The 26184-nt window shown below is 53.9% G+C and carries 24 protein-coding genes, 6 tRNA genes and 1 pseudogene; 17 read left to right on the top strand and 14 right to left on the bottom strand.

The annotated features are described in order from the left end of the window. Window positions 1-228: 228 nt before the first annotated feature. From WH279_RS20845 to WH279_RS20810, 8 genes are all read left to right on the top strand, one after another. Window positions 229-1242 (top strand): sulfate ABC transporter substrate-binding protein, encoded by a 1014-nt coding sequence (locus WH279_RS20845; RefSeq protein ID WP_133845945.1) that lies wholly within the window; start codon window positions 229-231, stop codon window positions 1240-1242. 3 nt (window positions 1243-1245) lie between these two features. Beyond that, window positions 1246-2079 (top strand): sulfate/thiosulfate ABC transporter permease CysT, encoded by an 834-nt coding sequence (gene cysT, locus WH279_RS20840; RefSeq protein ID WP_339458359.1) that lies wholly within the window; start codon window positions 1246-1248, stop codon window positions 2077-2079. Then, entirely contained in the window at window positions 2079-2954 is an 876-nt protein-coding gene (cysW, locus tag WH279_RS20835) for a sulfate/thiosulfate ABC transporter permease CysW (protein ID WP_133845947.1), read from the top strand. Before cysT ends, cysW begins: the two co-directional genes overlap by 1 nt. Then, on the top strand, window positions 2944-4032 hold the full coding sequence (gene cysA, locus WH279_RS20830; protein WP_339458357.1) for a sulfate/thiosulfate ABC transporter ATP-binding protein CysA: 1089 nt from the start codon (window positions 2944-2946) through the stop codon (window positions 4030-4032). Before cysW ends, cysA begins: the two co-directional genes overlap by 11 nt. 80 nt (window positions 4033-4112) lie before the next feature. Next, the gene (cysM, locus tag WH279_RS20825) at window positions 4113-4991 is read left to right on the top strand and encodes a cysteine synthase CysM (protein ID WP_200643958.1); all 879 of its coding nucleotides are present in this window, start codon (window positions 4113-4115) and stop codon (window positions 4989-4991) included. Between the two features lie 165 nt (window positions 4992-5156). Continuing rightward, entirely contained in the window at window positions 5157-5837 is a 681-nt protein-coding gene (locus tag WH279_RS20820) for a response regulator transcription factor (protein ID WP_133845950.1), read from the top strand. Beyond that, window positions 5834-7186, top strand: a complete 1353-nt coding sequence (locus tag WH279_RS20815; RefSeq protein ID WP_339458353.1) for an ATP-binding protein — start codon at window positions 5834-5836, stop codon at window positions 7184-7186. Before WH279_RS20820 ends, WH279_RS20815 begins: the two co-directional genes overlap by 4 nt. A gap of 43 nt (window positions 7187-7229) precedes the next feature. Further along, window positions 7230-7925 carry a GntR family transcriptional regulator gene (locus WH279_RS20810; RefSeq protein WP_339458351.1) on the top strand — a complete coding sequence of 232 codons (696 nt, stop codon included), beginning with the start codon at window positions 7230-7232 and terminating at the stop codon, window positions 7923-7925. A 59-nt stretch (window positions 7926-7984) separates the two neighbouring features. On the opposite strand, the gene crr is transcribed toward WH279_RS20810, so the two are convergent. The 3 genes from crr to ptsH all read right to left on the bottom strand — a co-directional run bounded on the left by crr (window position 7985) and on the right by ptsH (window position 10733). Continuing rightward, the gene (gene crr, locus WH279_RS20805) at window positions 7985-8488 is read right to left on the bottom strand and encodes a PTS glucose transporter subunit IIA (RefSeq protein WP_200643962.1); all 504 of its coding nucleotides are present in this window, start codon (window positions 8486-8488) and stop codon (window positions 7985-7987) included. Window positions 8489-8531: 43 nt separating this feature from the next. Next, entirely contained in the window at window positions 8532-10259 is a 1728-nt protein-coding gene (gene ptsI / locus WH279_RS20800) for a phosphoenolpyruvate-protein phosphotransferase PtsI (RefSeq protein ID WP_133845954.1), read from the bottom strand. A 216-nt stretch (window positions 10260-10475) separates the two neighbouring features. Then, window positions 10476-10733, bottom strand: coding sequence for a phosphocarrier protein Hpr (gene ptsH, locus WH279_RS20795; protein WP_034916267.1), 258 nt, complete (start codon window positions 10731-10733; stop codon window positions 10476-10478). A 137-nt stretch (window positions 10734-10870) separates the two neighbouring features. Between ptsH and WH279_RS20790 the strand changes: the two genes are divergently transcribed. After that, window positions 10871-11152, top strand: coding sequence for a hypothetical protein (locus tag WH279_RS20790; RefSeq protein WP_339458348.1), 282 nt, complete (start codon window positions 10871-10873; stop codon window positions 11150-11152). On the opposite strand, the gene cysK is transcribed toward WH279_RS20790, so the two are convergent. Further along, a complete protein-coding gene (gene cysK, locus WH279_RS20785; protein ID WP_339458346.1) occupies window positions 11127-12098 on the bottom strand; it encodes a cysteine synthase A in 972 nt (323 codons plus the stop codon). The two genes, WH279_RS20790 and cysK, sit on opposite strands and share 26 nt — an antisense overlap. 195 nt (window positions 12099-12293) lie before the next feature. Continuing rightward, window positions 12294-13055: a sulfate transporter CysZ gene (cysZ, locus tag WH279_RS20780; RefSeq protein WP_339458344.1), complete on the bottom strand. Its 762-nt coding sequence runs from the start codon at window positions 13053-13055 to the stop codon at window positions 12294-12296. A gap of 220 nt (window positions 13056-13275) precedes the next feature. On the opposite strand from cysZ, the pseudogene zipA reads away from it, so the two are divergent. The 3 genes and pseudogenes from zipA to WH279_RS20765 all read left to right on the top strand — a co-directional run bounded on the left by zipA (window position 13276) and on the right by WH279_RS20765 (window position 16529). Next, window positions 13276-14216 (top strand): annotated as a pseudogene (zipA, locus tag WH279_RS20775) (cell division protein ZipA). Window positions 14217-14287: 71 nt separating this feature from the next. Then, window positions 14288-16300: an NAD-dependent DNA ligase LigA gene (gene ligA / locus WH279_RS20770; protein WP_339458342.1), complete on the top strand. Its 2013-nt coding sequence runs from the start codon at window positions 14288-14290 to the stop codon at window positions 16298-16300. Between the two features lies 1 nt (window position 16301). Continuing rightward, window positions 16302-16529 carry a DUF3820 family protein gene (locus tag WH279_RS20765; protein WP_133845959.1) on the top strand — a complete coding sequence of 76 codons (228 nt, stop codon included), beginning with the start codon at window positions 16302-16304 and terminating at the stop codon, window positions 16527-16529. A gap of 6 nt (window positions 16530-16535) precedes the next feature. Here the strand turns inward: WH279_RS20765 and WH279_RS20760 are convergent, their stop codons facing one another. Then, complete coding sequence (locus WH279_RS20760; RefSeq protein ID WP_339458338.1) at window positions 16536-17558, bottom strand: bile acid:sodium symporter family protein; 1023 nt, start codon at window positions 17556-17558, stop codon at window positions 16536-16538. 94 nt (window positions 17559-17652) lie between these two features. Here WH279_RS20760 and WH279_RS20755 point away from each other — a divergent pair, with 94 nt between their 5' ends. After that, window positions 17653-18573, top strand: coding sequence for a LysR family transcriptional regulator (locus WH279_RS20755; protein ID WP_339458336.1), 921 nt, complete (start codon window positions 17653-17655; stop codon window positions 18571-18573). Here the strand turns inward: WH279_RS20755 and WH279_RS20750 are convergent. The 5 genes from WH279_RS20750 to WH279_RS20730 form a co-directional block, all read right to left on the bottom strand. After that, a complete protein-coding gene (locus WH279_RS20750; protein WP_200643972.1) occupies window positions 18570-18914 on the bottom strand; it encodes a FlxA-like family protein in 345 nt (114 codons plus the stop codon). The genes WH279_RS20755 and WH279_RS20750 overlap by 4 nt on opposite strands. A 157-nt stretch (window positions 18915-19071) precedes the next feature. Beyond that, window positions 19072-19147: transfer RNA gene (locus tag WH279_RS20745), tRNA-Lys, on the bottom strand. A 4-nt stretch (window positions 19148-19151) separates the two neighbouring features. After that, window positions 19152-19227, bottom strand: a tRNA-Val gene (locus WH279_RS20740). A gap of 46 nt (window positions 19228-19273) precedes the next feature. Further along, window positions 19274-19349, bottom strand: a tRNA-Val gene (locus tag WH279_RS20735). A 54-nt stretch (window positions 19350-19403) separates the two neighbouring features. Next, window positions 19404-19479 (bottom strand) — tRNA-Val (locus tag WH279_RS20730). 258 nt (window positions 19480-19737) lie between these two features. On the opposite strand from WH279_RS20730, the gene gltX reads away from it, so the two are divergent. Next, a complete protein-coding gene (gltX, locus tag WH279_RS20725) occupies window positions 19738-21147 on the top strand; it encodes a glutamate--tRNA ligase (RefSeq protein WP_339458333.1) in 1410 nt (469 codons plus the stop codon). Window positions 21148-21190: 43 nt separating this feature from the next. On the opposite strand, the gene WH279_RS20720 is transcribed toward gltX, so the two are convergent. Then, a complete protein-coding gene (locus tag WH279_RS20720) occupies window positions 21191-21541 on the bottom strand; it encodes a YfeC-like transcriptional regulator (protein WP_133841218.1) in 351 nt (116 codons plus the stop codon). 154 nt (window positions 21542-21695) lie between these two features. Beyond that, window positions 21696-22484, bottom strand: coding sequence for a formate/nitrite transporter family protein (locus WH279_RS20715; protein ID WP_133841219.1), 789 nt, complete (start codon window positions 22482-22484; stop codon window positions 21696-21698). Window positions 22485-22834: 350 nt separating this feature from the next. On the opposite strand from WH279_RS20715, the gene WH279_RS20710 reads away from it, so the two are divergent. Both WH279_RS20710 and WH279_RS20705 read left to right on the top strand, forming a co-directional pair. Next, window positions 22835-22910, top strand: a tRNA-Ala gene (locus WH279_RS20710). A gap of 50 nt (window positions 22911-22960) precedes the next feature. Further along, window positions 22961-23036: transfer RNA gene (locus WH279_RS20705), tRNA-Ala, on the top strand. Window positions 23037-23256: 220 nt separating this feature from the next. Here WH279_RS20705 and WH279_RS20700 read toward each other — a convergent pair. Continuing rightward, window positions 23257-24441, bottom strand: a complete 1185-nt coding sequence (locus WH279_RS20700; RefSeq protein ID WP_133841220.1) for a NupC/NupG family nucleoside CNT transporter — start codon at window positions 24439-24441, stop codon at window positions 23257-23259. 440 nt (window positions 24442-24881) lie between these two features. On the opposite strand from WH279_RS20700, the gene WH279_RS20695 reads away from it, so the two are divergent. Beyond that, entirely contained in the window at window positions 24882-26120 is a 1239-nt protein-coding gene (locus tag WH279_RS20695; protein WP_339458330.1) for an Nramp family divalent metal transporter, read from the top strand. Window positions 26121-26184 lie beyond the last annotated feature (64 nt).

The following is a 26184-nucleotide window of genomic DNA, read 5'->3' as shown; positions in this document are numbered from 1 at the left end:
AGGCATGCCAGGACCGGGCGGGTCATGACCCGCCCCTCGTTTATCCACCAACTATCCACCAACGTCGTTTTCATTCCCACTCGCTGCATAATCAATTCCACACGCTTATAGCGTTTTCTGCTTGCAAAGCACTAAACGGTATATAAAACCGTTACAGCTTTTACCCTGGTTATAAATAAACTGAATGCACTTCAGGTCGGTCGACCGGTGAATCTCACAGGGTGCATAATGACGTTACCAACGGTAAAAAAATACGTAACAGCCTCCGCGCTGGCGTTATTGCTGAGTACGGGCGCACAGGCGACCGAGCTGCTCAACAGCTCTTATGATGTCTCGCGTGAGTTGTTCAGCGCCCTGAACGCACCGTTTGAAAAACAGTGGGCGCAGCAGCATCCTGGCGACACGCTGACCATCAAACAATCTCATGCGGGTTCTTCCAAGCAGGCGCTGGCGATTTTGCAGGGCCTGAAAGCCGATGTGGTGACCTACAATCAGGTGACCGATGTGCAGATCCTGCACGACAAAGGCAAACTGATCCCCGCTGACTGGCAGCAGCGTTTACCGAATGCCAGCTCGCCGTTCTACTCCACCATGGCGTTTCTGGTGCGCAAGGGTAACCCGAAGCATATCCGCGACTGGAACGACCTGGTGCGTAACGATGTAAAACTGATTTTCCCGAATCCAAAAACCTCCGGCAACGCCCGTTACACCTATCTGGCTGCCTGGGGCGCTTTTGATCGCACCGACGGTAAAGATAAAGCGAAGACGGAAGCGTTAATGACGCAGTTTCTGAAAAACGTCGAAGTGTTTGATACCGGCGGGCGTGGCGCCACCACCACCTTTGTGGAGCGCGGTCTGGGCGATGTGCTGATCAGTTTCGAATCGGAGGTGAACACTATCCGCAATCAGTACGCCAAAGATGGCTATGAAGTCATCGTGCCGAAAACCAATATTCTGGCTGAATTCCCGGTCGCGTGGGTCGATAAAAATGTCGAACATAACCACACAGAAGCGGCAGCCAAAGCCTATCTGAACTATCTGTATACCCCGGCGGCCCAGCAAATTATTACGCAGTTTTATTATCGCGTGAATAATCCTCAGTTGATGGCGCAACAAAAAGATCGTTTCCCACAGACGGATTTATTCCGCGTGGCCGATGATTTTGGTAGCTGGGATCAGGTGATGAAAACCCATTTCGTCAGTGGTGGCGAACTGGATAAGTTGTTAGCGGCGGGGCGGTAGTCAATGTTTTCAGCAAGCAGTAAACGCGTCCTGCCCGGGTTTGGTATCAGCCTGGGCAGTAGCCTTTTTTTCACCTGTCTGATTCTGCTGCTACCGATCAGCGCACTGCTGATGCAGTTGTCGCAAATGACGCTGGCGCAGTACTGGGAAGTGATTACCAACCCGCAGGTCATGGCAGCCTATGAAGTCACGCTGCTGGCCGCCGGGGTGGCTTCTATTTTTAACGCGGTCTTTGGCATGCTGATGGCGTGGATCCTGACCCGTTACCGTTTCCCCGGGCGTGCGCTGCTGGATGGTCTGATGGACCTGCCGTTTGCGCTGCCGACGGCAGTGGCCGGTCTGACGCTGGCCGGGCTGTTCTCCGTCAATGGCTGGTACGGCGAGTGGCTGGCGCAGTTTGACATCAAAGTGTCCTATACCTGGCTCGGCATCGCCGTGGCGATGGCTTTTACCAGCATCCCGTTTGTGGTGCGTACCGTTCAGCCGGTGTTGGAAGAGCTGGGGCCGGAATATGAAGAGGCGGCGGAAACACTCGGCGCGACGCCGTGGCAAAGTTTTCGCCGCGTGGTGCTGCCGGAAGTCGGCCCGGCGCTGCTGGCCGGTACGGCACTGTCATTCACCCGCAGCCTGGGCGAGTTTGGCGCGGTGATTTTTATTGCCGGCAACATTGCGTGGAAAACCGAAGTGACCTCGCTGATTATCTTTGTGCGTTTACAGGAGTTTGACTATCCGGCTGCCAGCGCCATCGCCTCGGTGATTCTGGCGGCGTCATTGCTGCTTCTGTTTGCGATTAACACCTTACAGAGCCGCTTTGGCCGTCGTATTGGAGGTCACTAATGGCTGACGTTACCGATTTTAAGGGCGTGGGGCGCGCACGCATTCAGTGGGGAAAATGGGTGCTGATTGGCCTTGGCATGCTGATCTCGCTGATGCTGTTGGTGATCCCGCTGGTGGCGATTTTTACCGCCGCGTTGTCAGAGGGCCTGATGGCCTCTCTCGACAACCTTAGTGATTCCGACATGCTGCACTCCATCTGGCTGACGGTGCTGATTGCGCTGATTACCGTCCCGGTGAATCTGGTGTTTGGCACGCTGCTGGCCTGGCTGGTGACGCGCTTTACCTTCCCGGGCCGCCAGCTGTTGCTGACATTATTTGATATTCCATTTGCCGTATCACCGGTGGTGGCAGGGCTGATGTACCTGCTGTTCTGGGGCGTCAACGGGTCGGCGGGCGGCTGGCTGGATGCGCATAATATCCAGCTGATGTTCTCCTGGCAGGGGATGGCGATGGTGACCATTTTCGTTACCTGCCCGTTTGTGGTACGTGAACTGGTGCCGGTGATGTTGAGCCAGGGCAGTCATGAAGATGAAGCCGCCGTGTTACTGGGCGCATCGGGCTGGAAGATGTTCTGGCGCGTGACCTTACCGAATATTCGCTGGGCGCTGCTGTACGGTGTGGTGCTGACCAACGCCCGCGCCATCGGTGAGTTTGGTGCCGTATCGGTGGTCTCCGGCTCGATTCGCGGTGAGACCTATACTCTGCCACTACAGGTTGAATTACTGCATCAGGATTACAACACCGTCGGGGCCTTTACCGCCGCCGCGCTGCTGACCCTGATGGCGATAGTGACGTTGTTTTTAAAAAGCGCGGTGCAGTGGCGGTTAGAAAGCCAGAGCAAGCGTCTGGAACTGGAGGGGAAGCATGAGCATTGAAATCGATAGCATTAATAAATACTTCGGCAAGACGAAAGTCCTGAACGATATTTCGCTGGATATCCCTTCCGGTCAAATGGTGGCATTGCTGGGGCCTTCTGGCTCCGGGAAAACCACGCTCCTGCGTATTATCGCCGGGCTGGAAAACCAGAACAGCGGGCGCCTGAGCTTCCACGGTAAAGACGTCAGCCGGGTCCATGCCCGCGACCGTCAGGTGGGCTTTGTGTTCCAGCACTATGCACTGTTCCGTCATATGACCGTGTTCGAGAATATTGCGTTTGGCCTGACGGTACTGCCGCGTCGTGAGCGCCCCTCGGCCGCGGACATTAAGCAGAAAGTCACTCGCTTACTGGAGATGGTTCAGCTTGGGCATCTTGCTGGCCGTTTCCCGGCACAGCTTTCCGGTGGTCAGAAGCAGCGTGTCGCCCTGGCGCGTGCGCTGGCAGTGGAACCTCAAATCCTGCTGTTGGATGAACCTTTCGGTGCGCTGGACGCTCAGGTGCGTAAAGAACTGCGCCGCTGGATGCGTCAGCTGCATGAAGAGCTGAAATTCACCAGCGTGTTCGTGACCCACGATCAGGAAGAAGCCATGGAAGTGGCCGATCGCGTGGTGGTGATGAGCCAGGGTAACATTGAGCAGGTTGGCACACCGGATGATGTCTGGCGTGATCCGGCCACCCGCTTTGTGCTGGAGTTCCTCGGCGAAGTGAACCGCTTCGATGGGGCGGTGCAGGGTTCTCAGTTCCATGTTGGCGCCCATCACTGGCCGCTGGGCTATGCGCCTGCGCACCAGGGTCCGGTAGAACTGTTCCTGCGCCCGTGGGAAATTGACGTCAGCCGTCAGAGCAGCCTGGAAACACCGTTGCCGGCCCAGGTGCTGGAAGTCAGCCCACGCGGACACTTCTGGCAGCTGGTCGTGGTGCCTGCTGACTGGAGCGGTGAACCGATTACCGTGGTGATGGACGGTGACCAGGTGGCTCCTGTTCGCGGTGAACGTCTGTTCGTTGGCTTGCAACACGCACGCCTGTACCACGGTGATACCGCGTTACGGCCTGTTGCCTTTGCACAAAGCGCCTGATATTTTTCTCTGATGTCATTTTAAGTACAGAGGGTCGGTTTTTCCGGCCCTTTGCCATTTCATGCGGGAACCCACAGACCTTGACCACACTCGAACATACCATCGGCAATACGCCGCTGATTCAACTCCAGCGCCTGACGCCCATGAACGGCAGTGAAATCTGGCTCAAGCTGGAGGGGAATAATCCCGCCGGTTCGGTGAAAGATCGCGCCGCATTCTCGATGATTCACCACGCGGAACGGCGCGGTGAAATTCACCCCGGTGATGTGCTGATTGAAGCCACCAGTGGCAATACCGGGATTGCGCTGGCGATGATCGCCGCGATGAAAGGTTACCGCTTAAAATTGCTGATGCCGGACAATATGAGCGTTGAGCGGCAGGCGGCAATGCGCGCTTACGGGGCTGAACTGATTCTGGTGAGCCGCGAACAGGGGATGGAAGGGGCGCGTGATCTTGCTGATGCAATGGCGGCACGCGGTGAAGGCAAGGTGCTGGACCAGTTTAACAATCCGGATAACCCCCTCGGGCATTATCTCACCACCGGGCCGGAGATCTGGCAACAGACGGCGGGGCGCTTAACTCACTTTGTGTCCAGCATGGGCACCACCGGCACCATTACCGGCGTGGGGCGTTATCTGAAAGAGCAGAGCCAGAGCGTAGAAATCGTCGGCCTGCAACCTTCTGAAGGCAGCAGCATTCCGGGTATTCGCCGCTGGCCTGCCGCATATCTGCCGGGGATTTTCCGCCCGGAGCTGGTGGATCGCGTCATGGATATGTCGCAACAGGAAGCCGAAGAGACGATGCGCCTGCTGGCACAGCGTGAAGGGGTATTCTGTGGTGTCAGTTCCGGCGGCGCCGTTGCGGGTGCAATACGCCTCGCCCACGCCCATCCTGGTAGCGTGATTGTGGCGATCGTCTGCGATCGCGGCGATCGCTATCTCTCCACCGGCGTTTACTAACCTGCCATTATTTCTTCGCAGCGGCCGAACCTTCTGCCGCTGCGCGCATCAAATCCTTCCTGACACTTCCCCCACCTTTGATTAGACTGTAAGGATTGGGTAAAAGCGGCTGCGAAGCCGTCGATAACAGGCGAAAATAGCGGCTGTATCATTGAGAGATCCCGTATGAAAATTTTACTGGTTGATGACGACCTTGAACTGGGCACCATGCTCAGTCAGTACCTGATTGCCGAAGGTTTTGATGCTTCGCTGGTGTTAACGGGGAAAGCCGGTGTGGAAGGCGCGCTCTCCGGCGACTACAGCGCTATGATCCTCGATATTATGCTGCCTGATATGAGCGGTATCGATGTGCTGCGCCAGGTGCGTCAGAATGGCCGCCTGCCGGTGATTATGCTGACCGCTAAGGGCGACAACATCGACCGGGTGATTGGCCTGGAGATGGGGGCGGATGATTATATGCCGAAGCCGTGCTACCCGCGTGAGCTGGTGGCGCGTCTGCGTGCAGTGCTGCGGCGCGTAGAAGAGCAGCCCGTGGTGCTGGAAAACAAAGAGGTGATTGGCTGGGGGGAGTTGACGCTGAACCCGGCAACGCGAATTAGCGAGTGGCAGAAAAAGCCGTTCGACCTGACCGCCTCAGAATTCAACCTGTTAGATTTGCTGCTGCGCTCCCCCGATCGCGTGGTATCAAAGGACGAGCTGTCTGAAAAAGGGCTGGGACGTCCGCGTGAAGCCTACGACCGCAGCGTGGATGTGCATATCAGCAATATCCGCCAGAAGCTGGCGGCACTGACGCAAGACACTATCAATATCGAAACGGTGCGCAGCATCGGTTACCGTATCCGATGAAATCCTGGTTCCGTGGTTTTCTGTTCTGGAAAATCCTGCTGGGCTTCTGGCTAACCTATATTGCGATTACCCAGCTGCTTTGGCTGGGTTTTAGTCTGTATGGCAAACATCATGAACCCCCGGAAAACATGGCCACCAAGCGTATCGTCAATTTGCAGATGACCTCTGCGGTGTCGGTGCTGCAACGGGGTGGGCTGGAAGCGCTGAACGACATGATGGTTGACTGGCCGCCCAACGATCGACGTTTTTTCTCCGTGCGGCTGATGGATAAACCGCCACAGCAGGTGATACCGCGTGATGAGTTAAACCGCGATCTTGCCCCTGGCGAATTCCCGAAAGAGGTGACGGAATGGGTCACCGGGGCTGACGGCCGCCAGTATCAGCTAAGGTATGATGTGGCAGGCCTGCGTGCCGACAGTACGATGGGCAGACGTCCGCGCAGTATTCTCAATATGCCAGAGCCGCTATTTATTGTCGGCGGCATCTGCGGGTTGCTGTTCAGCCTGTTCCTGGCATGGAACCTGACGCGCCCGATGCGCCAGCTGCGTGCGGGATTTGGCCGCGTCTCGAAAGGCGATCTGTCGGTCCGTCTGTTCCCTCAGATGCGCCGTCGCCACGATGAGTTTTCGGTTGTGGCACAGGACTTCGATGCGATGGTTGAGCGCCTGTCGGTGCTGGTCAGAGCGCGTGAGGAGCTGCTGCACGATGTCTCTCACGAACTGCGTTCGCCACTGGCACGCTTGCAGCTGGCAACCGGGCTGGCAAGGCAGACGCCGGAAAGTGTTAATGCCTCGCTCGATCGTATTGATGAAGAGGCGCGTCGTCTGGATAAAATGATTGGTGAACTGCTGACGTTGTCGCGGGCAGAACATCAGAGCCTGCCCGATGAGCAGTATTTTGATCTACTGGGGTTACTGAACGCCGTCACCAACGATGCGCGCTATGAAGCGCAGATCCCCGGTGTCGAGATTCTGTTGAATGCGGATGAGCAACAGGATTATACGGTCAAAGGGGATGCGAACCTGATCCGTTCGGCAGTCGAAAATGTGGTGCGCAACGCGCTGCGTTTTTCCCTGCACGGCCAGCAGGTGATCATTAGCCTGCACAAGGAACATGACTGGCTGGTGATCAGCGTACGCGATCGCGGGCCCGGGGTGGAGGCTGACAAGCTTTCGAGTATTTTTGACCCCTTTGTACGTGTTAATTCACCCTTATCAGGTAAAGGCTATGGGCTTGGGCTGTCAATTGTGCGTAAAGTGGTGATTGCCCATCAAGGGGAAGTCAGTGCGGTGAACGCCCGTGATGGCGGACTGGAACTCACTATTCGCTTGCCGCATTGGGCAGTGTAGCAACGGCTATCAGCGCCATTTTTTTATTTCGTTGAGGTAAGACATGAGCGTTGTGGCCAGCGCCAGACAGCAGGAAGTACAGCGCATCGTCGATTCTCTGTCGATGGCTATCGCGCAGCATCGGTTAAAGCCCGGTATGCGGCTGGTAGAAGCACAAATCGTTGACGTGCTGTCAGCCAATCGCAATCACGTGCAGGCGGCCTTACAGAGGCTGGCGTTGCAGCATATCGTCACGATTGCCCCGAATCGCGGAGCGAAGGTCGCACAGCCCGAAGCCCGTGAGGCGCGGGAAGTGTTTATCGCCCGCCGGGCGATTGAGCATGCCGTGCTTGCCGGGATTAGCACCGGGAAAATGGCGTTGCATTATGATGAGATAGAAGCTCATTTACAGGCGGGGGAAGCGGCGGCTGCCCGTGAAGACCGCCGCGATATTATCCGTGAACTGAGCCAGTTTCATTTGCTGCTGGCGAAAATCAGTGATAACCAGGTGCTGAGTGAGATGCTCTCTACTCTGATGGTGCGTAGCTCGCTGATTGTCGCGTTATATCAGCGTATTGACACACCTGATTGCCAGTGCCGGGAACACCGCGAGGTGATTACTGCTCTGCGGGCAGGGGAGGTGGCTCGGGCGCAGAGCATTATGGATGAACATCTTCACCATATTGAGCAGCAGCTGGAGCTGGACGATGTTCCCGTACCGTCCCTCACCCTGCGAGATGCGTTGCTGACCAGTTGGTAATTTCCCCAATAAAAAAGCCCCCTGACCGAAATCAGGGGGCTTATCTACGATGACCGCTGTTATTTTCTGATGCGGATAACCGGGGTTTCACCCACGACAACGTTACCCGTCAGCTTAACCAGTTCTTTGATCTCATCCATATTAGAGATCACCACTGGGGTCAGCGTTGATTTTGCTTTTTCTTCCAGCAGCGCCAGATCAAACTCGATCACCACGTCGCCTTTTTTAACCTTCTGACCTTCTTCAGCGATGCGTTTGAAGCCTTCGCCTTTCAGTTCAACCGTATCAATCCCGAAGTGGACAAACAGCTCAATGCCGTTGTCTGATTCGATGGAAAAAGCATGATTGGTTTCGAAGATTTTACCGATGGTGCCATCGACCGGCGCAACCATTTTATTGCCAGTCGGTTTGATAGCGATGCCGTCGCCAACAATCTTCTCCGCAAACACCACGTCTGGAACGTCTTCGATATTGACGATTTCACCCGACAGAGGCGCTACGATCTCGATGGTGCCCGATGCGGAATCAGACTTATCGCCAAAAAGTTTTGAAAACAAACCCATGTTCTTCTCCTAAGCAGTAATATTGGGCCAGCGTGTCCAGGTCTCAGCAGAGTGTTTTTTCTTCAATGAACTTGTTGACCAGGTTCATCAACTCGTCCGCTGTAGGTTGAGCCAGAGCCTGCTCTGCCAATGCCTTCGCATCTTCAAAATTCGTATTACGAATAATTTTCTTAATGCGTGGAATAGAAATGGCACTCATGCTGAATTCGTCCAGCCCCATTCCCAATAACAGTAGTGTAGCACGTTCGTCGCCTGCCAGCTCACCACACATGCCAGTCCATTTACCTTCGGCATGAGAAGCGTCAATAACCTGCTTAATCAGCGTCAGAACAGAAGGAGACATTGGGTTGTAGAGATGGGAGATCAGGTCGTTACCACGATCCACTGCCAGAGTATACTGCGTCAGGTCGTTTGTCCCAATACTGAAGAAATCGACTTCTTTTGCCAGATGATGAGCAATGACGGCTGAAGCAGGAGTTTCCACCATAATACCCACTTCAATACTTTCGTCGAAGGCTTTGCCTTCTTCGCGCAGCTGAGCTTTCAGGGTTTCCAGTTCAGCTTTCAGGAAGCGAACTTCCTCAACGGCGATGATCATGGGGAACATGATACGCAGTTTGCCAAACGCAGAGGCACGCAGGATAGCGCGCAGCTGAGCATGCAGAATTTCAGGACGGTCCATCGCGATGCGAATCGCACGCCAGCCGAGGAAGGGGTTGTCTTCTTTCGGCAGGTTCATGTACGGCAGGTCTTTATCCCCGCCGATGTCCATGGTACGTACAATCACAGCCTGAGCACCGACGGCTTCAGCAACGGCTTTATATGCCTGGAACTGTTCGTCTTCCGTTGGCAGTGATTCACGGTCCATAAACAGGAATTCGGTGCGGTACAAGCCAACACCTTCTGCGCCATTACGTTCAGCACCGGCGACATCACGCACAGTACCGATGTTAGCGCACACTTCTACCTGATGGCCATCAAGCGTAATTGCCGGCAGATCTTTCAGTTTCGCCAGCTCGGTTTTCTCGCTGAGGTACTGATGGGCTACAGCTTTCAGCTCTTCGATTTTTTCAGATGTCGGGTTAACGTACACCTGATTGTTGACGCCATCGAGGATCAGGAAATCGTCATTTTTTACCTGGCTGGTCACATTACCGGTGCCGACGATGGCGGGAAGTTCCAGAGAACGCGCCATGATCGAGGTGTGTGACGTGCGGCCACCGATATCGGTGATAAAGCCCAGCACTTTGTTCAGGTTGAGCTGTGCAGTTTCTGACGGGGTCAGATCTTTCGCGATCAGCAGCACTTCTTCATTGATGGCGCTGAGGTCAACGATATGCAGGCCAAGAATATTTTGCAGCAGGCGTTTACCGATGTCACGAACGTCGGCAGCACGTTCTTTCAGATACTCGTCATCGAGCTCTTCCAGTGCTTTCGCCTGGCCTTCAATCACAGAAAAGGCAGCAGCATCCGCAGTGGCGTGCTCGTCTTTAATCAGGGCGATGATTTCTTGCTCAAGTTCTTCATCTTCGAGCAGCATGATGTGCCCTTCGAAGATCGCTTCTTTCTCTTCACCGAAGGTTTCCCCGGCTTTGATTTTGATCGCTTCCAGCTGCACGGCAGCTTTTTTACGACCATCAAGAAAACGTTGAATTTCCTGGTCGACCTGGTCGGCAGAAATCTTTTTCCGGTTGATGATAATCTCATCTTCTTTCAGCAGAAGCGCCTTGCCGAAAGCGATACCCGGTGATGCTAAAATGCCTGAAATCATAACCCTACCTTTTCTTTCTCTGATAATCATCTGAGGCGGAGAACCGCGGATGACTGCACATCGGTTAATCCACTCAGCGAGCCAGACCGAGAACACAACCTGTTTCGTCAGCTTTGGGTAACTTTACGGAAACAATATCGCGAACGTACTGTTCGCGATCAATATTGCATAACTCAGTCTGGAAACACTTCGCTATCGAAGCTGAAAGCGAACGGATTACTCCAGTTCTGCCATCAGTTTAACCAGGTGCTCAACGGCTTTCTGCTCATCTTCGCCTTCCGCTGACAGGGTAACCACGGTGCCCTGAGTCAGACCCAGAGTCTGTAACTTGAACAGGCTTTTCGCGCTGGCAGACTTACCGTTAGAGGTCACGGTGATTTCTGAAGCGAAAGCTTTAGCTTCTTTAACGAACTGAGCTGCTGGACGAGTGTGCAGGCCGTTTGGTGCGGTGATGGTAACTTCTTGCTGGAACATTATATTTCCCCAACTTAATTTGGTTTGGTGTTGTTGATCTAAAGTCTAGCCTGGTGGCTGAACTTTAGCCTGTAGTGAGTCGCGCTGGCATGGTACAAAGACTGGCCAAAAAATGCGCTGGTAAGGTGGAGTGAAGAGTGAGAAAGAACGCGGTGTTTCCCAGTACTTTTCCATTTACCATTATGCCGCTATTTCGCTTTGTGCGCCAAACCAGTAAATCGATTCAGCTTGATCCAGTTCACGCGGCGATTAATTTTACGGATCGAAATAATTGGCAGCTTAAATACCAGACACTGGTGGGTAAAATCAATCTGCAGGGTGGTAAAAGTTTGATGTACTCCACAAAAAAGCACCCGATCGGGTGCTTTTTCAGACAATATCGCTCTTCTGGTACTACTGTTGCAGTTCTTTCTCTGTAAAGAGATCGGCAAACAGGGCAGTTGACAGGTAGCGTTCGCCAGAAGAGGGTAGAATCACCACGATATTTTTGTTGGCGAACGCTTCTTCTTGCTGCAGTTTCAGTGCAGCAGCGACGGCAGCGCCGGAGGAGATGCCCGCCAGAATACCTTCTTCTTCCATCAGGAGTCGTGCCGTCGAGATAGCTTCTTCGTTGGAGATGGAAATCACGCGGTCAACCAGATTCAGATCGAGGTTGCCCGGAATGAAACCGGCACCGATACCCTGAATTTTGTGGGGGCCTGGTTTAATTTCTTCGCCTGCGATGGCCTGAGCAATCACCGGAGAGTCCGTGGGTTCAACGGCGACGGTAATCAGCTCTTTTTTGCCTTTGGTGTTTTTAATGTAGCGGCTGACACCCGTCAGCGTACCGCCGGTACCAACGCCGGCAATAAACACGTCAACTTCGCCATCGGTGTCTTCCCAGATTTCCGGGCCGGTCGTTTTTTCATGAATTTCCGGGTTAGCCGGGTTGCTGAACTGCTGTAACAGAACAAATTTGTCCGGGTCGGCAGCCACAATCTCTTCCGCTTTGCTAATGGCACCTTTCATGCCCTTCGCGCCTTCGGTCAGCACCAGATTCGCACCCAGCGCTTTCAGCAGTTTACGGCGCTCAACGCTCATGGTTTCCGGCATGGTCAGCGTCAGTTTGTAACCGCGGGCGGCGGCAACATACGCCAGGGCAATACCGGTATTACCACTGGTCGGTTCAACCAGTTCAATGCCTGGCTTCAGAATTCCGCGTTTCTCTGCGTCCCAAATCATATTGGCACCGATACGGCATTTGACACTGAAGCTAGGGTTACGCGACTCTACTTTTGCCAGAATGCGTCCATTACCGATGCGGTTCAGTCGAACCAGCGGCGTATGACCGATTGTTAAAGAGTTGTCTTCATAGATCTTACTCATAGCCCGTCCTTAACTGTATGAAATATTGGGAACGCTTAGAGCATACCTTGTTCATTTAGCCAGTGAAGTGAAGAAATCGAATATAGATATGTTCTGCAGAAATAAGCCCTACAAAAATGGCATAAGTCGCTTTTTTTGCTTAAGCCACCTCGTTGGGCAAGGGCCGAGCACGCGTTGCGGCCGGCCCGTGATGGTCTATCGATTCAGTGCCAGATGTGGGCGATATTTATCCACCCACATGGCGGTGGCCCCGCAGACCGCTACCGGCATAATCACCAGATTCAGTAGTGGGATCATGGTGAATAAACTCACCAGTGCCCCGAACTGCATATTCTCCGTTTTATTCTGCCGCAGCGCGGAACGCATCTGGCGGAAGCTCACTTTGTGATTATCGAAGGGAAAATCGCAGTACTGAATAGACAGCATCCAGGCGCTGAACAGGAACCACAATACCGGGGCGGCGGTCTGACCGAATACCGGTACAAAATAAAGCAAAAACAGTACCAGGGCGCGGGGCAGATAATAAGCCAGTTTTTGCCATTCACGCTTCATGATGCGCGGCAGATCTTTCACCAGTCCGCTCCAGCCATTGTCCGGCAAGGGTTTACCGGTCAGGCGACCTTCCAGTTGTTCGGCAAGCAGGCCACAGAAAGGGGCGGCAATCCAGTTGGCGATGGTGGAGAAAAAGTAACTAAAGACTAAAATAATCGACAGGACAATGAGCGGCCAGAGCAGGTAGCTTAACCACTGCAACCAACTGGGGATCATCGCCATCAATTCAGGGATCCAGTGGCCGAGACGACCAAACAACCAGACGAAAGCGCCCCCCATTAACAGGATGTTGACCAGCAGTGGAAGAATGACGAAACGACGGATACCCGGCAGAAGGATCAGCTTCCACCCCTGGGCAAAATAGTGGACGCCACTGTGTGTCGGGTCAGAATTGTGAGGTGACATGTACTGCTTTTCTCCTTTCAATGGGCAGGCGACGGTTATCATAACTCAGCTTTTTTCCCTTTACAGAGGGACTTTGAGCGAAAAATCAGCAAAAAAGCGACCTCAGACTGGGATATTTGTCAGAAAATACTGCACAGACTTGCACTTGTGTACCTGGGCAAATACAGTTAGAGGATAAAGTTTGCCGCGGTGGCAAGGTATTGGAACAACAGAGAATACAATGATGCAGGATTTGCGTCTGATATTAATCGTTGTTGGCGCGATCGCCATAATAGCGCTTCTCCTTCACGGCCTGTGGACCAGCCGTAAAGAGCGCTCATCCGTTTTTCGTGATCGCCCACATAAACGTTTAAAGCAGGATAGAGAAGAAGCGTTCGAAGACGAAGATGAGAGCGTGGGCGAAGTGCGGGTACAACGCAGCCAGCCTGAGCCGTCGGAGCCTTCCCTGAGTGGCTTTACTGCCGGGGATGAGCCGCCGCGTCAACCCAAACCTCGTCCGCAACCTGAACCGGTTCCTCATCAGCCGGTGGTTAATGAACAACCTGAGTCGGATCCGCTGTTCGGTGGTGCGCTCCAGCATGCCCCTGAACCAGACCGGGAAACCGCTGAACCTGTGCGTCAACCTGAGCCGATCCGTCAGGTGGCGCCTGCCGCTCCTGTGCAACCTCAGCCTGAACCCGAGGCCGTGCCGCCATCAGCCGCAGAGATTGCCGAAGCGAAGCGCGAAGAAGCACGTCGGAAAGAGACGGTGCTGGTGCTGCATGTTTCTGCCCACGCGGGTGGCAGCATCAACGGTGAAGCCCTGTTACAGGGTGTGCTGCAAGCCGGTTTCCAGTTTGGTGAAATGAATATCTTCCATCGTCATCTGAACCCGGCGGGCAGCGGCCCGGTCCTGTTCAGTCTGGCGAATATGGTAAAACCGGGGTCGTTTAATCCAGACAACATGTCTGATTTACCACGCCGGGCGTGTCGATCTTTATGATGGTGCCGTCCTACGGCGATGCGCATCAGAACTTTAAGCTGATGCTGCAATCTGCCCAGCGTATCGCCGACGATGTCGGTGGGGTTGTACTGGATGATGAACGCCGCATGATGACACCGCAAAAGCTGGAAACCTATAAAGCACGCATTCGCGATGTGATTGACGCTAACAGCAACTAATTCTATCTTTATCCGCAATCTCTTCCTGAACCCCCGGTCTCCGGGGGTTTTTTATCTCTGATGGTGCCGCTATGGAATCCGTACAAGACAACATTAACCATTTGCGAACCCTGCTTCGCCACCATGAACATCAGTATCACGTACTGGATGCACCGGAAGTGCCGGATGCGGAGTACGATCGCCTGATGGGTGAACTGCGTGAGCTGGAAACGGCTCATCCGGAACTGATAACCGCTGATTCACCCACCCAGCGCGTTGGCGCTGCACCGCTGGCGGCTTTTGATCAGGTGCGCCACGAAGTGCCGATGTTGTCGCTGGATAATGCCTTCGATGAAGAGAGCTACCTGGCGTTTAACAAACGTGTTCAGGACCGTCTGAAAAACAGCGATGACATCACCTTCTGCTGTGAGCTGAAACTGGATGGGCTGGCGGTCAGCCTGTTGTATGAAAACGGTGAGCTGGTGCGTGCAGCAACGCGAGGCGATGGCACCACGGGTGAAAATATCACGGCTAACGTGCGCACTATTCGCGCCATCCCGTTGCGTCTGAGCGGGGACAATATACCGGCGCGTATGGAAGTGCGCGGTGAAGTGTTTATGCCGCTGCCCGGTTTTGAAAAAATGAACGACGAAGCGCGCCGTACCGGGAGCAAGGTATTTGCTAATCCGCGTAACGCTGCTGCGGGCTCTCTGCGTCAGCTCGATCCACGCATCACCGCCAAACGACCGCTGACGTTCTTCTGTTACGGCCTGGGGCTGCTGGAAGGGGGCGAGATGCCGCGCAGTCATATGGGGCGCCTGCAACAGTTTAAAGCCTGGGGCTTACCGGTCAGTGACCGCGTGCGGCTGTGTCATAACGCCGATGAAGTGCTGGCCTTTTACCGTGAAGTAGAAACCGCTCGCCCGACGTTGGGTTTTGATATTGATGGCGTGGTGATCAAAGTGGATTCGCTGGATCTCCAGGAACAGCTGGGCTTTGTTGCCCGCGCACCTCGCTGGGCGATCGCGTTTAAATTCCCGGCCCAGGAGCAGATGACGGTCGTGCGTGACGTTGAGTTCCAGGTGGGGCGTACCGGCGCGATAACCCCGGTAGCACGGCTGGAGCCGGTGCTGGTGGCCGGGGTTATCGTCAGCAATGCCACGTTGCACAACGCCGACGAGATTGAACGGCTGGGGCTGAAGATCGGCGATCGCGTAGTGATCCGCCGCGCGGGCGATGTCATCCCGAAAGTGGTCAGCGTGGTCGATCACGCGGAAGATGCCCGTGACGTGGTGTTTCCTACCCAATGTCCGGTTTGTGGTTCCGACGTTGAACGCGTGGAGGGCGAGGTGGTTGCTCGCTGCACGGGCGGCCTGATCTGTGGCGCACAGCGCAAAGGCGCGTTAAAACACTTTGTCTCGCGTCGGGCACTGGATATCGACGGGATGGGCGAAAAGATTATCGACCAGCTGGTAGATAAAGAGTACGTCCTGAATCCGGCCGACCTGTTCGATCTGACGGCGGGTAAATTGACCGGGCTGGATCGTATGGGGCCGAAATCGGCACAGAATGTGGTGGATGCGCTGGCGAAAGCGAAGCAGACCACCTTTGCCCGTTTCCTGTATGCCCTGGGCATTAGTGAAGTCGGTGAGGCGACGGCGGCTAACCTGGCGGCGCATTTCGGTACGCTGGAGGCACTGATGGCGGCGGATCTGGAGTCACTGATTGCCGTACCGGATGTCGGCAAAGTGGTGGCCAGCCATGTGCGGAACTTCCTGGATGAAGAAAGTAACCGTGAAGTGATCCGCCTGCTGGTAGAAAAGGCCGGTATTCACTGGCCTGACGTCGTGGTCGTGAAAGCGGAAGAGATTGATAGCCCGTTTGCCGGGAAAACCGTGGTACTGACCGGTTCACTGACCGTTCTCTCGCGTGATGAAGCCAAAGACCGGCTGGCGGCGCTCGGCGCGAAAGTGAGTGGCAGCGTGTCGAAGAAGACGGATCTGGTGATTGCCGGAGAGGCTGCAGGTTCCAAGCTGGCTAAAGCGCAGGAACTGGGTATCCCGGTGATCGACGAAGCGGAAATGATACGTTTACTGGGTGAATGACATGGAAAAACAGCACCTGATTGAGATCGCCAATACCGAAATGCCGTTTGGCAAATACAAAGGCCGGGCGTTGATTGACCTGCCGGAAGAGTATTTGCTGTGGTTTGCCCGCAAAGATGAGTTTCCTCAGGGCCACCTGGGGGAGCTGATGCAGATCACGCTGGCCATCAAAATAGAAGGGCTGGAAGGCCTGGTGAAACCACTAAAACGGGGCCACCAGGCCCCGTAATCTCATTTACTTCTGCGACTCCATCACGGCAGGTTTCGAATGGCTCGCCTTATGCTGCGCAGCCAGTTTTTCGCCTGCTTTTTTGTAGCGCTGGGCCAGCATTGAACACACCATTAACTGTACCTGATGGAAGATCATCAGCGGCAGCACGATAATCCCAACGGCGGCTGATGGGAACAGAATATTGGCCATCGGTACGCCGTTTGCCAGGCTCTTTTTCGATCCGCAGAACAGAATGGTGATCTCATCCGCACGGTTAAAGCCAAACAGCCGCGCGGCCGCGAGGTTAATCGCCAGCACCACGAACAACAGACCCAGGCTACCCACCACAATCCACACCAGCGTCATCACGCCGACACGGTGCCAGATGCCGTTCACCACTGCTTCACTGAAGGCCGAGTAAACCACCAGCAGGATTGAGGCCTGATCGGTTTTGCCAATCAGACCACGATTTCTTTCCACCCAGTCAGCAATCCAGCGACGGCAAAGGTGCCCGACAACAAACGGCACCAGCAGTTGCAGCATGATTTTACCAATCTGCTCCAGGCTGCCGCCCACGGCATCACTGTGGACATTCATCAGCAGGCTGACCAGCAAGGGTGAAATAAAGACTCCAAGCAGGCTCGATGCCGAGGCGCTACACACCGCAGCGGCTACGTTACCGCCCGCCAGTGAGGTCAGGGCAATGGATGACTGCACGGTGGCAGGCAAAATAGACAGATAAAGGAACCCGGTATAAATCTCCGTGCTGAGATTCAACGGATGCCACCAGACAAACAGCATGCCCAGTGCCGGGAACAGCACAAAGGTGCTGAACATCACCCACAGATGCAGGCGCCAGTGGCCGCCGCCTGCAATAATTTTCTCCCGCGACAGCTTGGCGCCATGCATAAAGAACAGCAGGGCGATAGCGGCCGTTGTCAGCCATTCAAAAAAATCGACAAAATGACCACGCGCAGGCAGGAACGACGCCAGCAGTACGGTGATAATCAGTTTCAACATCAGTGGATCGATACGAAAAATACCCATTGTTAATGCCTGGTTAAAAAATCATGCGGCTATTGTGCGCTGGCAGGGTTTAGAAATAAAATTGATTTATTGAATTCATATATGAGTAAAATCGATGAATTACACATTACGCCAGCTGCGGGTGTTCGTTGCCGTTGCTCAGCAGGGGAGTTTCAGCCAGGCGGGCCAGCTGATTGGCCTTAGTCAGTCTGCTGTAAGCCACAGCATTAAAGAGTTGGAAAGTGAAATGGGTATCCGCCTGCTTGACCGGACGACGCGGGAAGTCCTGCTGACGGAAGCCGGGGAGCAGCTCGCCAGCCGCCGTGAGCGGCTGCTGGAGGAGCTGAATACCACACTACTGGATGTGCGTAGCTATGGGCAACAGCGCAGCGGTACGGTGCGCGTGGCGGCCAGTCAGACCATTTCTGCGCATCTGATGCCGCAGTGTCTGGCGGCGGGGCAGTTGCATTACCCGGAGATCAAAGTGATGCTGCGCGATCGCCCGCAACAATGGGTGCTGCAAAGCATCCGCAATGCGGAAGTGGATTTCGGCATTGTGGTCGGGCCGCTACAGGCGGATGACCTTGAGTGTGAAGCGATTCTGGATGAGCCGTTTCTGCTACTGTGCCGGCAGGACGATCCGCTGGCACAGCAAAAGACGATCCACTGGCATATGCTCAATCAGCGCACGCTGGTATTGCAGGACTATGCGTCTGGCAGTCGGGTGCTGATTGATGAAGCGCTGCGTGTGCAGCAGGTGCAGGCTGAGATAGCTCAGGAGATCGGCCATCCGGCCACGCTGTATCCGATGGTGGAGGCCGGGATTGGCATCAGTATTCTACCGGCGCTGGCGCTGCCATTGCCGCAGGGCCGGCCGCTGCTGGTACGGCGCATTGTCCCGGAGATTAACCGCACCATTATGCTGGTCAGGCGTAAAAACCGCTCGCTGACGCCCGCCGCAGAAGCCATATGGCAGGAAGTGCGTCAGCAGGCAGAGCTGCTGACGCAACAGCGTGCTAGCGCATCGCCATTTTAGATATAGACATTCAGCTTATTATTTTCAGTTGGGCGGTTAACGCCGTCAGCGATTTTGCTGCTGCCGGTATCGTCTGCTTTACTGGCTTCCTGCTGTTCAGCGGCCTTTTCTGCCTGCTGCTGCTGGATTTGCGCTAACTGCGCTTCCAGCATCATGATCTGGTTTTCAATCATCTGCTGTTGCTTCGCTTTCTGATCTTCATCCAGAGTCGTATCACCGGCCATGCTTTTCAGCTGTTCCTGCAGTCTGGCAATCTGCTTGCTGATGCTGGCGGTTTGTGAGGCTGAATCGCCGCTCCCTGAACCGCCCGATACGCTGGAACTGGTATTGATGGTTGTCATCTCTGTCTCCTTTGTAATTAACCAATACGGGTTATCGGACCAAAGCGCTGTAGACTTGAGTGCATAATGCGTAAAAGGTGTGATAAGAAAGTGAAAGGAAAACCAGAAGGGTAAATCGCAGACAGCAAAAAGGCGCCTTTAGGGCGCCTTCTTACATTGGTGGGTCGTGCAGGATTCGAACCTGCGACCAATTGATTAAAAGTCAACTGCTCTACCAACTGAGCTAACGACCCGATATGGTGGGTGATGACGGGCTCGAACCGCCGACCCCCTCCGTGTAAAGGAGATGCTCTACCAACTGAGCTAATCACCCATATCGTTACTGCTTACCGAAACTTTACCGAAACTTTACCGAGATATGGTGGGTGATGACGGGCTCGAACCGCCGACCCCCTCCGTGTAAAGGAGATGCTCTACCAACTGAGCTAATCACCCACATCTCAAATCTCTGGGTACTGCTTACTACGCGGGCATCATTCATATCATGAATGGTGGGTGATGACGGGCTCGAACCGCCGACCCCCTCCGTGTAAAGGAGATGCTCTACCAACTGAGCTAATCACCCCCGCTGTGTGGAGTCGCATTATAGGGATCCGCGGAAATGAGTCAACGCTTTTTCAGCGTAAAATGTGTGTTCGTCGTAAAAATAATCAGGATGTTCTCATTTCAGGCAAAAACAGTGGCTTGCTGAGCACCATGGGGGCGAATCCCTGGCTGCAAACAGGGATTCGCGTTGAGGATTCGCTCGCAGGTGATAGAATGTGGCCCACGAAAAAACTGTTCTGACTCTGGCCAAAGCCTCCGCGTAATAAGGCATTCATTAATGAAAATCAAAACCCGCTTCGCTCCCAGCCCAACTGGTTACCTGCATGTTGGCGGCGCTCGTACCGCACTTTACTCCTGGCTGTTTGCCCGCAATCACGGCGGTGAGTTTGTGCTGCGTATCGAAGATACCGACCTGGAGCGTTCAACTCAGCAGGCGATCGATGCCATTATGGATGGCATGAACTGGCTGAATCTCGACTGGGATGAAGGCCCGTACTACCAGACCAAACGTTTTGATCGCTATAACGCGGTGATCGATCAGATGCTGGAAGCAGGCAGCGCTTATAAGTGCTACTGCTCGAAAGAGCGTCTGGAAGCGCTGCGTGAAAACCAGATGGCTAACAACGAGAAGCCACGTTATGACGGCCGCTGCCGCGACAGCCATGAGCATCACGCCGATGATGAACCTTGCGTGGTGCGTTTCCGCAACCCGCAGGAAGGTTCTGTGATCTTTGACGATCAGATCCGTGGTCCCATCGAGTTCAGCAATCAGGAGCTCGACGATCTGATTATTCGTCGTACCGACGGTGCGCCAACGTACAATTTCTGTGTTGTGATCGATGACTGGGACATGGAAATCACCCATGTTATCCGTGGTGAAGATCATATCAACAACACCCCGCGCCAGATTAACATCCTGAAAGCGATTGGTGCGCAGGTACCGGTTTACGCGCACGTCTCCATGATCCTGGGTGATGACGGCAAGAAGCTGTCTAAGCGCCACGGTGCTGTGGGTGTGATGCAGTATCGTGATGACGGCTACCTGCCTGAAGCCCTGCTTAACTATCTGGTGCGTCTGGGCTGGTCTCATGGCGATCAGGAGATCTTCACGATTGATGAGATGACATCGCTATTTGACCTTGATGTGGTCAGCAAATCTGCCAGCGCCTTTAATACTGAAAAGCTGATGTGGCTGAATCATCACTATATCAACACCCTGGCACCGGAATACGTTGCGACCCATCTGCAATGGCATATCGAGCAGGAAAACATCGATACCCGCACCGGTCCTGAGCTGGCTCAACTGGTTACCCTGCTGGGTGAGCGTTGTAAGACGCTGAAAGAGATGGCCGCGTCATGTCGTTACTTCTATGAAGAATTTGACGAATTTGATGCCGATGCAGCGAAGAAACACCTGCGCCCGGTCGCGCGTCAGCCGCTGGAAGTGGTGCGTGACAAGCTGGCTGCCATCACCGACTGGACAGCTGAAAAAGTCCATCACGCCATTCAGGCGACGGCTGATGAGCTGGAAGTCGGTATGGGTAAAGTCGGTATGCCGTTACGCGTTGCGGTTACAGGAGCAGGGCAGTCGCCTGCGCTTGATGTGACCGTGCATGCTATTGGGCGTTCGCGCAGTGTGGCACGCATTGAAAAAGCGCTGGCGTTTATCGCCACCCGCGAAGCCTGACAGACAGCATAAAAAAACCCCGGCGTGTTGCCGGGGTTTTTAATCAGTCATTAATGCCCAGTCGTTGCAAAATCCCCTGAATACCCTCGCGCAGCAGCATGGCTGCCAGTTTGTCCTGTTCTTCACCGCTCAATTGCTGCAGAGAAGTGATTAACAGTGAAGGAAGCGAATTTTGATTTACACGATATTGAGCATTCGGTTCTGCTGCATGACGTGTGGATTTAAGAAAGACTTTCACGCGTTCATCAATATGAATCATGCGCGCTTTCCCACCTTGAACGCCGGGTTTCGGTGCGGTCGTCCAGTTTTCTTTCTTAACCCACTTATTGATAGTCTGTCTGCTAAAACCTGTTTGCTGTGCCAGTTCTTCCGGCGTTAACCAATCCTTTTTCACGCTCTTGTCCCTTTTGCCGAATAAAAGTCATAAGCATCTTACAACAATTCATCACGTGAACAACTAACACAAATTACTAACCTTGGCAGGGCAAAGTGTAAAAAAGTGGTGCTGGATCGAGAAATATCCCCTAAAACAGCAGGGGATACTCATATTAGCGGGAAACAGAGCTTTCAGGTTGTGGGGCGCGGTAAGCGACAAAATAGGCCAGACCGACAAAAATAGCGCCACCAACCGCATTGCCAAGAAACACCGCAACAAAGTTAGGCAGGTATTCGGCCCAGCTCAGGTAGCCCGCGAAAATGGCAGCAGGAACGATAAACATATTGGCGACCACGTGCTGGAAGCCAATGGCAACGAACGCCATGATCGGGAACCACATCCCGAAGATTTTGCCCACCACATCTTTACTGGCAAACGCAATCCATGTGGCAAGACACACCAGCCAGTTACATCCGACACCAGAAATAAAGGCGTGCAGGAAATCGGCATTCACTTTCGCGCTGGCAACGGCGACCGTTTTCTTCAGGTAATCCCCTTCCGTCATTCCCAGCATATGGCCGAAGAACCAGGCGATGGTGACGCTGCCAATAAAGTTAGCGAGGGTGACCCAGAACCAGTTACGCATGACACTCAGCGCAGAAATCTGGCGGGCAAACCATGCAACGGGCAGCAGCATCATATTCCCTGTCAGCAGTTCTCCGCCCGCCAGCACGGTCAGGATAATCCCTACCGGGAAAACCGCGGCGCCCAGCAGCGTGCCAAATGAACCCCAGCCAACGGGCAGTTGGGTGACGACGTGAATATAGAGAAGAAAACCAAAGGCGATAAAAGAGCCGGCGAGAAAACCCAGGATCAATAAAGAGGAAATCGGGGTACGACTTTTGATCACGCCTGCCTGAACGACGACAGCCGAAATCTCTTTTGGAGTGTGCAAGGACATAATAGCTCTGGTGTTGTGAGTTGCTGGTAAAGTGCCAGATTTCGCCGCTCTCTGAAAATAGGTGATCATCCGTTACGGAGTAGGCCTGGCATTCAAAATCCGGCGCAGTCTTGCATGGTCAATTAACAAAAACAAGTGGCTTTTAGGCTCATTATTAACGTGTGATTAACACAATACACGGCCGTCAGCGTGCATCAGGCAACAGGTGTGATAAAAACAGAGGGTTAGCGCTTTTCGGGGCGCTTTGACGGCTTTTTCAGCGATCGATCTCAGATTGTTATTTTGCCGTTGACACCAACCCCACTGTTTCATATTATCCCCGCCGTCAACACGACAGAGTTTTTCGGCTTGGGGGTATAGCTCAGCTGGGAGAGCGCTTGCATGGCATGCAAGAGGTCAGCGGTTCGATCCCGCTTATCTCCACCACATCTTCACCAGCAGATGGGGTGGCACCGAAAAACGCAGAGTTTAGTAGTGGGGGTATAGCTCAGCTGGGAGAGCGCTTGCATGGCATGCAAGAGGTCAGCGGTTCGATCCCGCTTATCTCCACCAAATTCTCAATACATTCGATGATGTCCCCATAATCTGCTTCGGCGGATTTTTTTTCGTTTCTATTTCCCCCCTCCGAATATTTTTTCAGCGACAGGATCGTTGATGGTCACTCCTGGGCTTTGTTTAAGCGTCTGTGAGGCGATTGAGGCGTGGGAAGGCTTAGCGTAGACGGGAAAGGCAGGGGAGGGAAGAAAGCGGGGCCAGAGGCCCCGCCAGGTGATTAGAGCACCAGACCGGCAATGGATGCCGACAGCACACTCACCAGCGTTGAGCCGTACAGCAGTTTCAGACCGAAGCGGGATACCACGTTACCCTGTTCTTCATGCAGCCCTTTGATCGCCCCGGCAACGATACCGATAGACGAGAAGTTAGCAAAGGAGACCAGGAACACGGACAGGATGCCTTCCGCGCGTGGTGACAGTGTGGAGGCAATCTTCTGCAAATCCATCATTGCCACGAACTCGTTAGACACCAGTTTGGTGGCCATGATGCTACCGACCTGCAACGCTTCATTGCTCGGCACGCCCATCACCCAGGCAAACGGGAAGAACACGTAGCCGAGGATACCCTGGAAGCTGATACCGAAAATGGTATCAAACAGGGCGTTGATGGCAGAGATCAGGGCGATAAAGCCGATCAGCATCGCAGCAACAATCACCGCCACTTTGAAACCGGCTAAAATGTATTCGCCCAGCATTTCAAAGAAGCTCTGGCCTTCATGGGTGTTACCCAGTTTCAGGTCTTCTTCACTGTCCACGCGGTACGGGTTAATCAGCGACAACACAATAAAGGTACTGAACATGTTCAGCACCAGCGCGGCCACCACATACTTCGGCTGAAGCATGGTCATGTAGGCACCCACAATTGACATCGACACCGTGGACATCGCGGTAGCGGCCATAGTGTACATGCGGCGCTCTGACATCTTGCCGAGGATATCTTTATAGGCAATAAAGTTTTCTGACTGTCCCAAAATCAGTGAACTTACGGCGTTGAAAGATTCCAGTTTACCCATGCCGTTGACCTTCGACAGCACGGTACCGATGGCGCGGATGATGATGGGCAGGATGCGGAAATGCTGCAAAATACCGATCAGCGCAGAGATAAACACGATAGGGCAGAGGACGTTGAGCCAGAAGAAGGCCAGGCCTTTATCACTCATATTGCCAAAGACGAAGTTGGTCCCTTCCGCCGCGTACTTCAGCAATTTTTCGAACATATCGGAGAAACCTTTAACGAACCCAAGGCCCGCTTCAGAGTTCAGGAAGAACCAGGCCAGCAGAACTTCGATCACTAAAAGCTGTACAACAAAACGGATACGGATGTTTTTACGATCGCGGCTGACCAACAAGGCCAACAGGGCGACCATCGCCAGTGCCAAAGCAAAGTGCAGAATGCGGGACATATTTGCTCCAAATTAGAGGGCTGTTATATTTCGTTGCACATTCTATGTAACAAGAACCGGAAAAACGAGATCTATACCGCAATATAACAATTCCCTATTGCATCAGATTTCAGAAAAGCTTGAGCCGTCACATGTTTTCAACGGATTTGAACCCATTACGTTACGTTCAGGCACTTTAATGCTCGATTCTCTAACGCTTTGCAACACTCTTTTGCTGAAAAAATGACCCCTTCGCTGGCAAGTGATTTCCGAATACCCTACAGTGAAAATGGTTGCTGATTTTTTGGCTATGCCGTAATTTATTCTAAAGTATAGCCAGTGCTATACTTCATAGTGCTGGCTATCACTGCAATCAGAATAACCGTTCTAAATGCACTTGATAATCATTATCAAATAAAGGCACTATCGTTGCCGGGTGAATCGTCTCAGGGGTAACAACTATGTTCGGAAGCCGCACTGCGGAGCAGAACATTCGCAATAGTCGTAAAATCAAATTTGCCTTAATGGGGCCAGCCTTTATTGCGGCAATTGGCTACATTGACCCCGGCAACTTCGCGACCAATATCCAGGCAGGGGCTTCCTACGGCTATACCCTGCTGTGGGTGGTGGTGTGGGCGAATATCATGGCGATGGTCATTCAGCTGATGTCAGCCAAGCTGGGCATCGCCACGGGCAAAAACCTGGCCGAGCATATCCGCGACCGCTTCCCCCGTCCCGCCGTCTGGTTTTACTGGGTGCAGGCAGAAATTATAGCGATGGCGACCGATCTGGCAGAATTTATTGGTGCGGCGATCGGTTTCAAACTGGTGTTCGGCGTCAGTTTGTTACAGGGTGCGATGCTCACCGGGGTCGCCACCTTCCTGATCCTGATGCTGCAAAGTCGCGGCCAGAAGCCACTGGAGCTGGTGATCGGGGGGCTGCTGCTGTTTGTTGCTGCGGCTTATGTGATCGAGCTGTTCTTCTCTCAGCCCAAAGTGGTCGATTTGCTCCAGGGAATGGCCGTGCCTTCACTGCCCACGGCGGATGCTGTATTGCTGGCGGCTGGCGTGCTGGGGGCGACAATTATGCCTCATGTCATTTATCTGCACTCGTCGCTGACGCAAAAAGGCGATGGCGCCACGCGGAGTGAGCGTTACGCGTCCACCAAGCTGGATGTGGCGATTGCGATGACAATTGCGGGTTTTGTTAACCTGGCGATGATGGCAACGGCGGCGGCGACGTTTCACTTTAGCGGTCACAGCGGTATTGCTGACCTTGACCAGGCGTACCTGACCCTTGACCCGCTGCTGGGTAAAGCTGCCGCCATGGTGTTCGGTCTGAGCCTGCTGGCTGCCGGTTTATCATCTACGGTGGTGGGGACCATGGCGGGTCAGGTGGTGATGCAGGGCTTCATCCGCTTCCATATTCCCCTGCTGGTGCGCCGCGTGGTCACCATGCTGCCTTCCTTTATCGTGATTATGGCGGGCTGGGAGCCAACACGCATTCTGGTGATGAGTCAGGTGCTGTTAAGCTTTGGTATTGCGCTGGCGCTGGTGCCGCTGCTGGCCTTTACCGGCAATCGTGAGCTGATGGGCGATATGGTGAACTCGCGACTGATGCAGAATGTCGGCCGCGCCATTGTTGTCGTGGTCGTGGTGCTGAATGGTTATCTGCTTATCGCGATGGCGATGAATCTGTAGGGGCCAGGCATGCCTGGCCCATTTATCTCGGGCCGGGCATGCGACATGCTGTTACCAGCGGTCG

Origin of the sequence: Erwinia sp. MYb375 (assembly GCF_037479175.1) — a bacterium.
GTDB classification, from domain to species: Bacteria; Pseudomonadota; Gammaproteobacteria; order Enterobacterales; family Enterobacteriaceae; genus Erwinia; species Erwinia rhapontici.
Note: the sequence above shows the minus strand (reverse complement) of the source record. Positions and strands in the feature narration are given on the sequence as shown.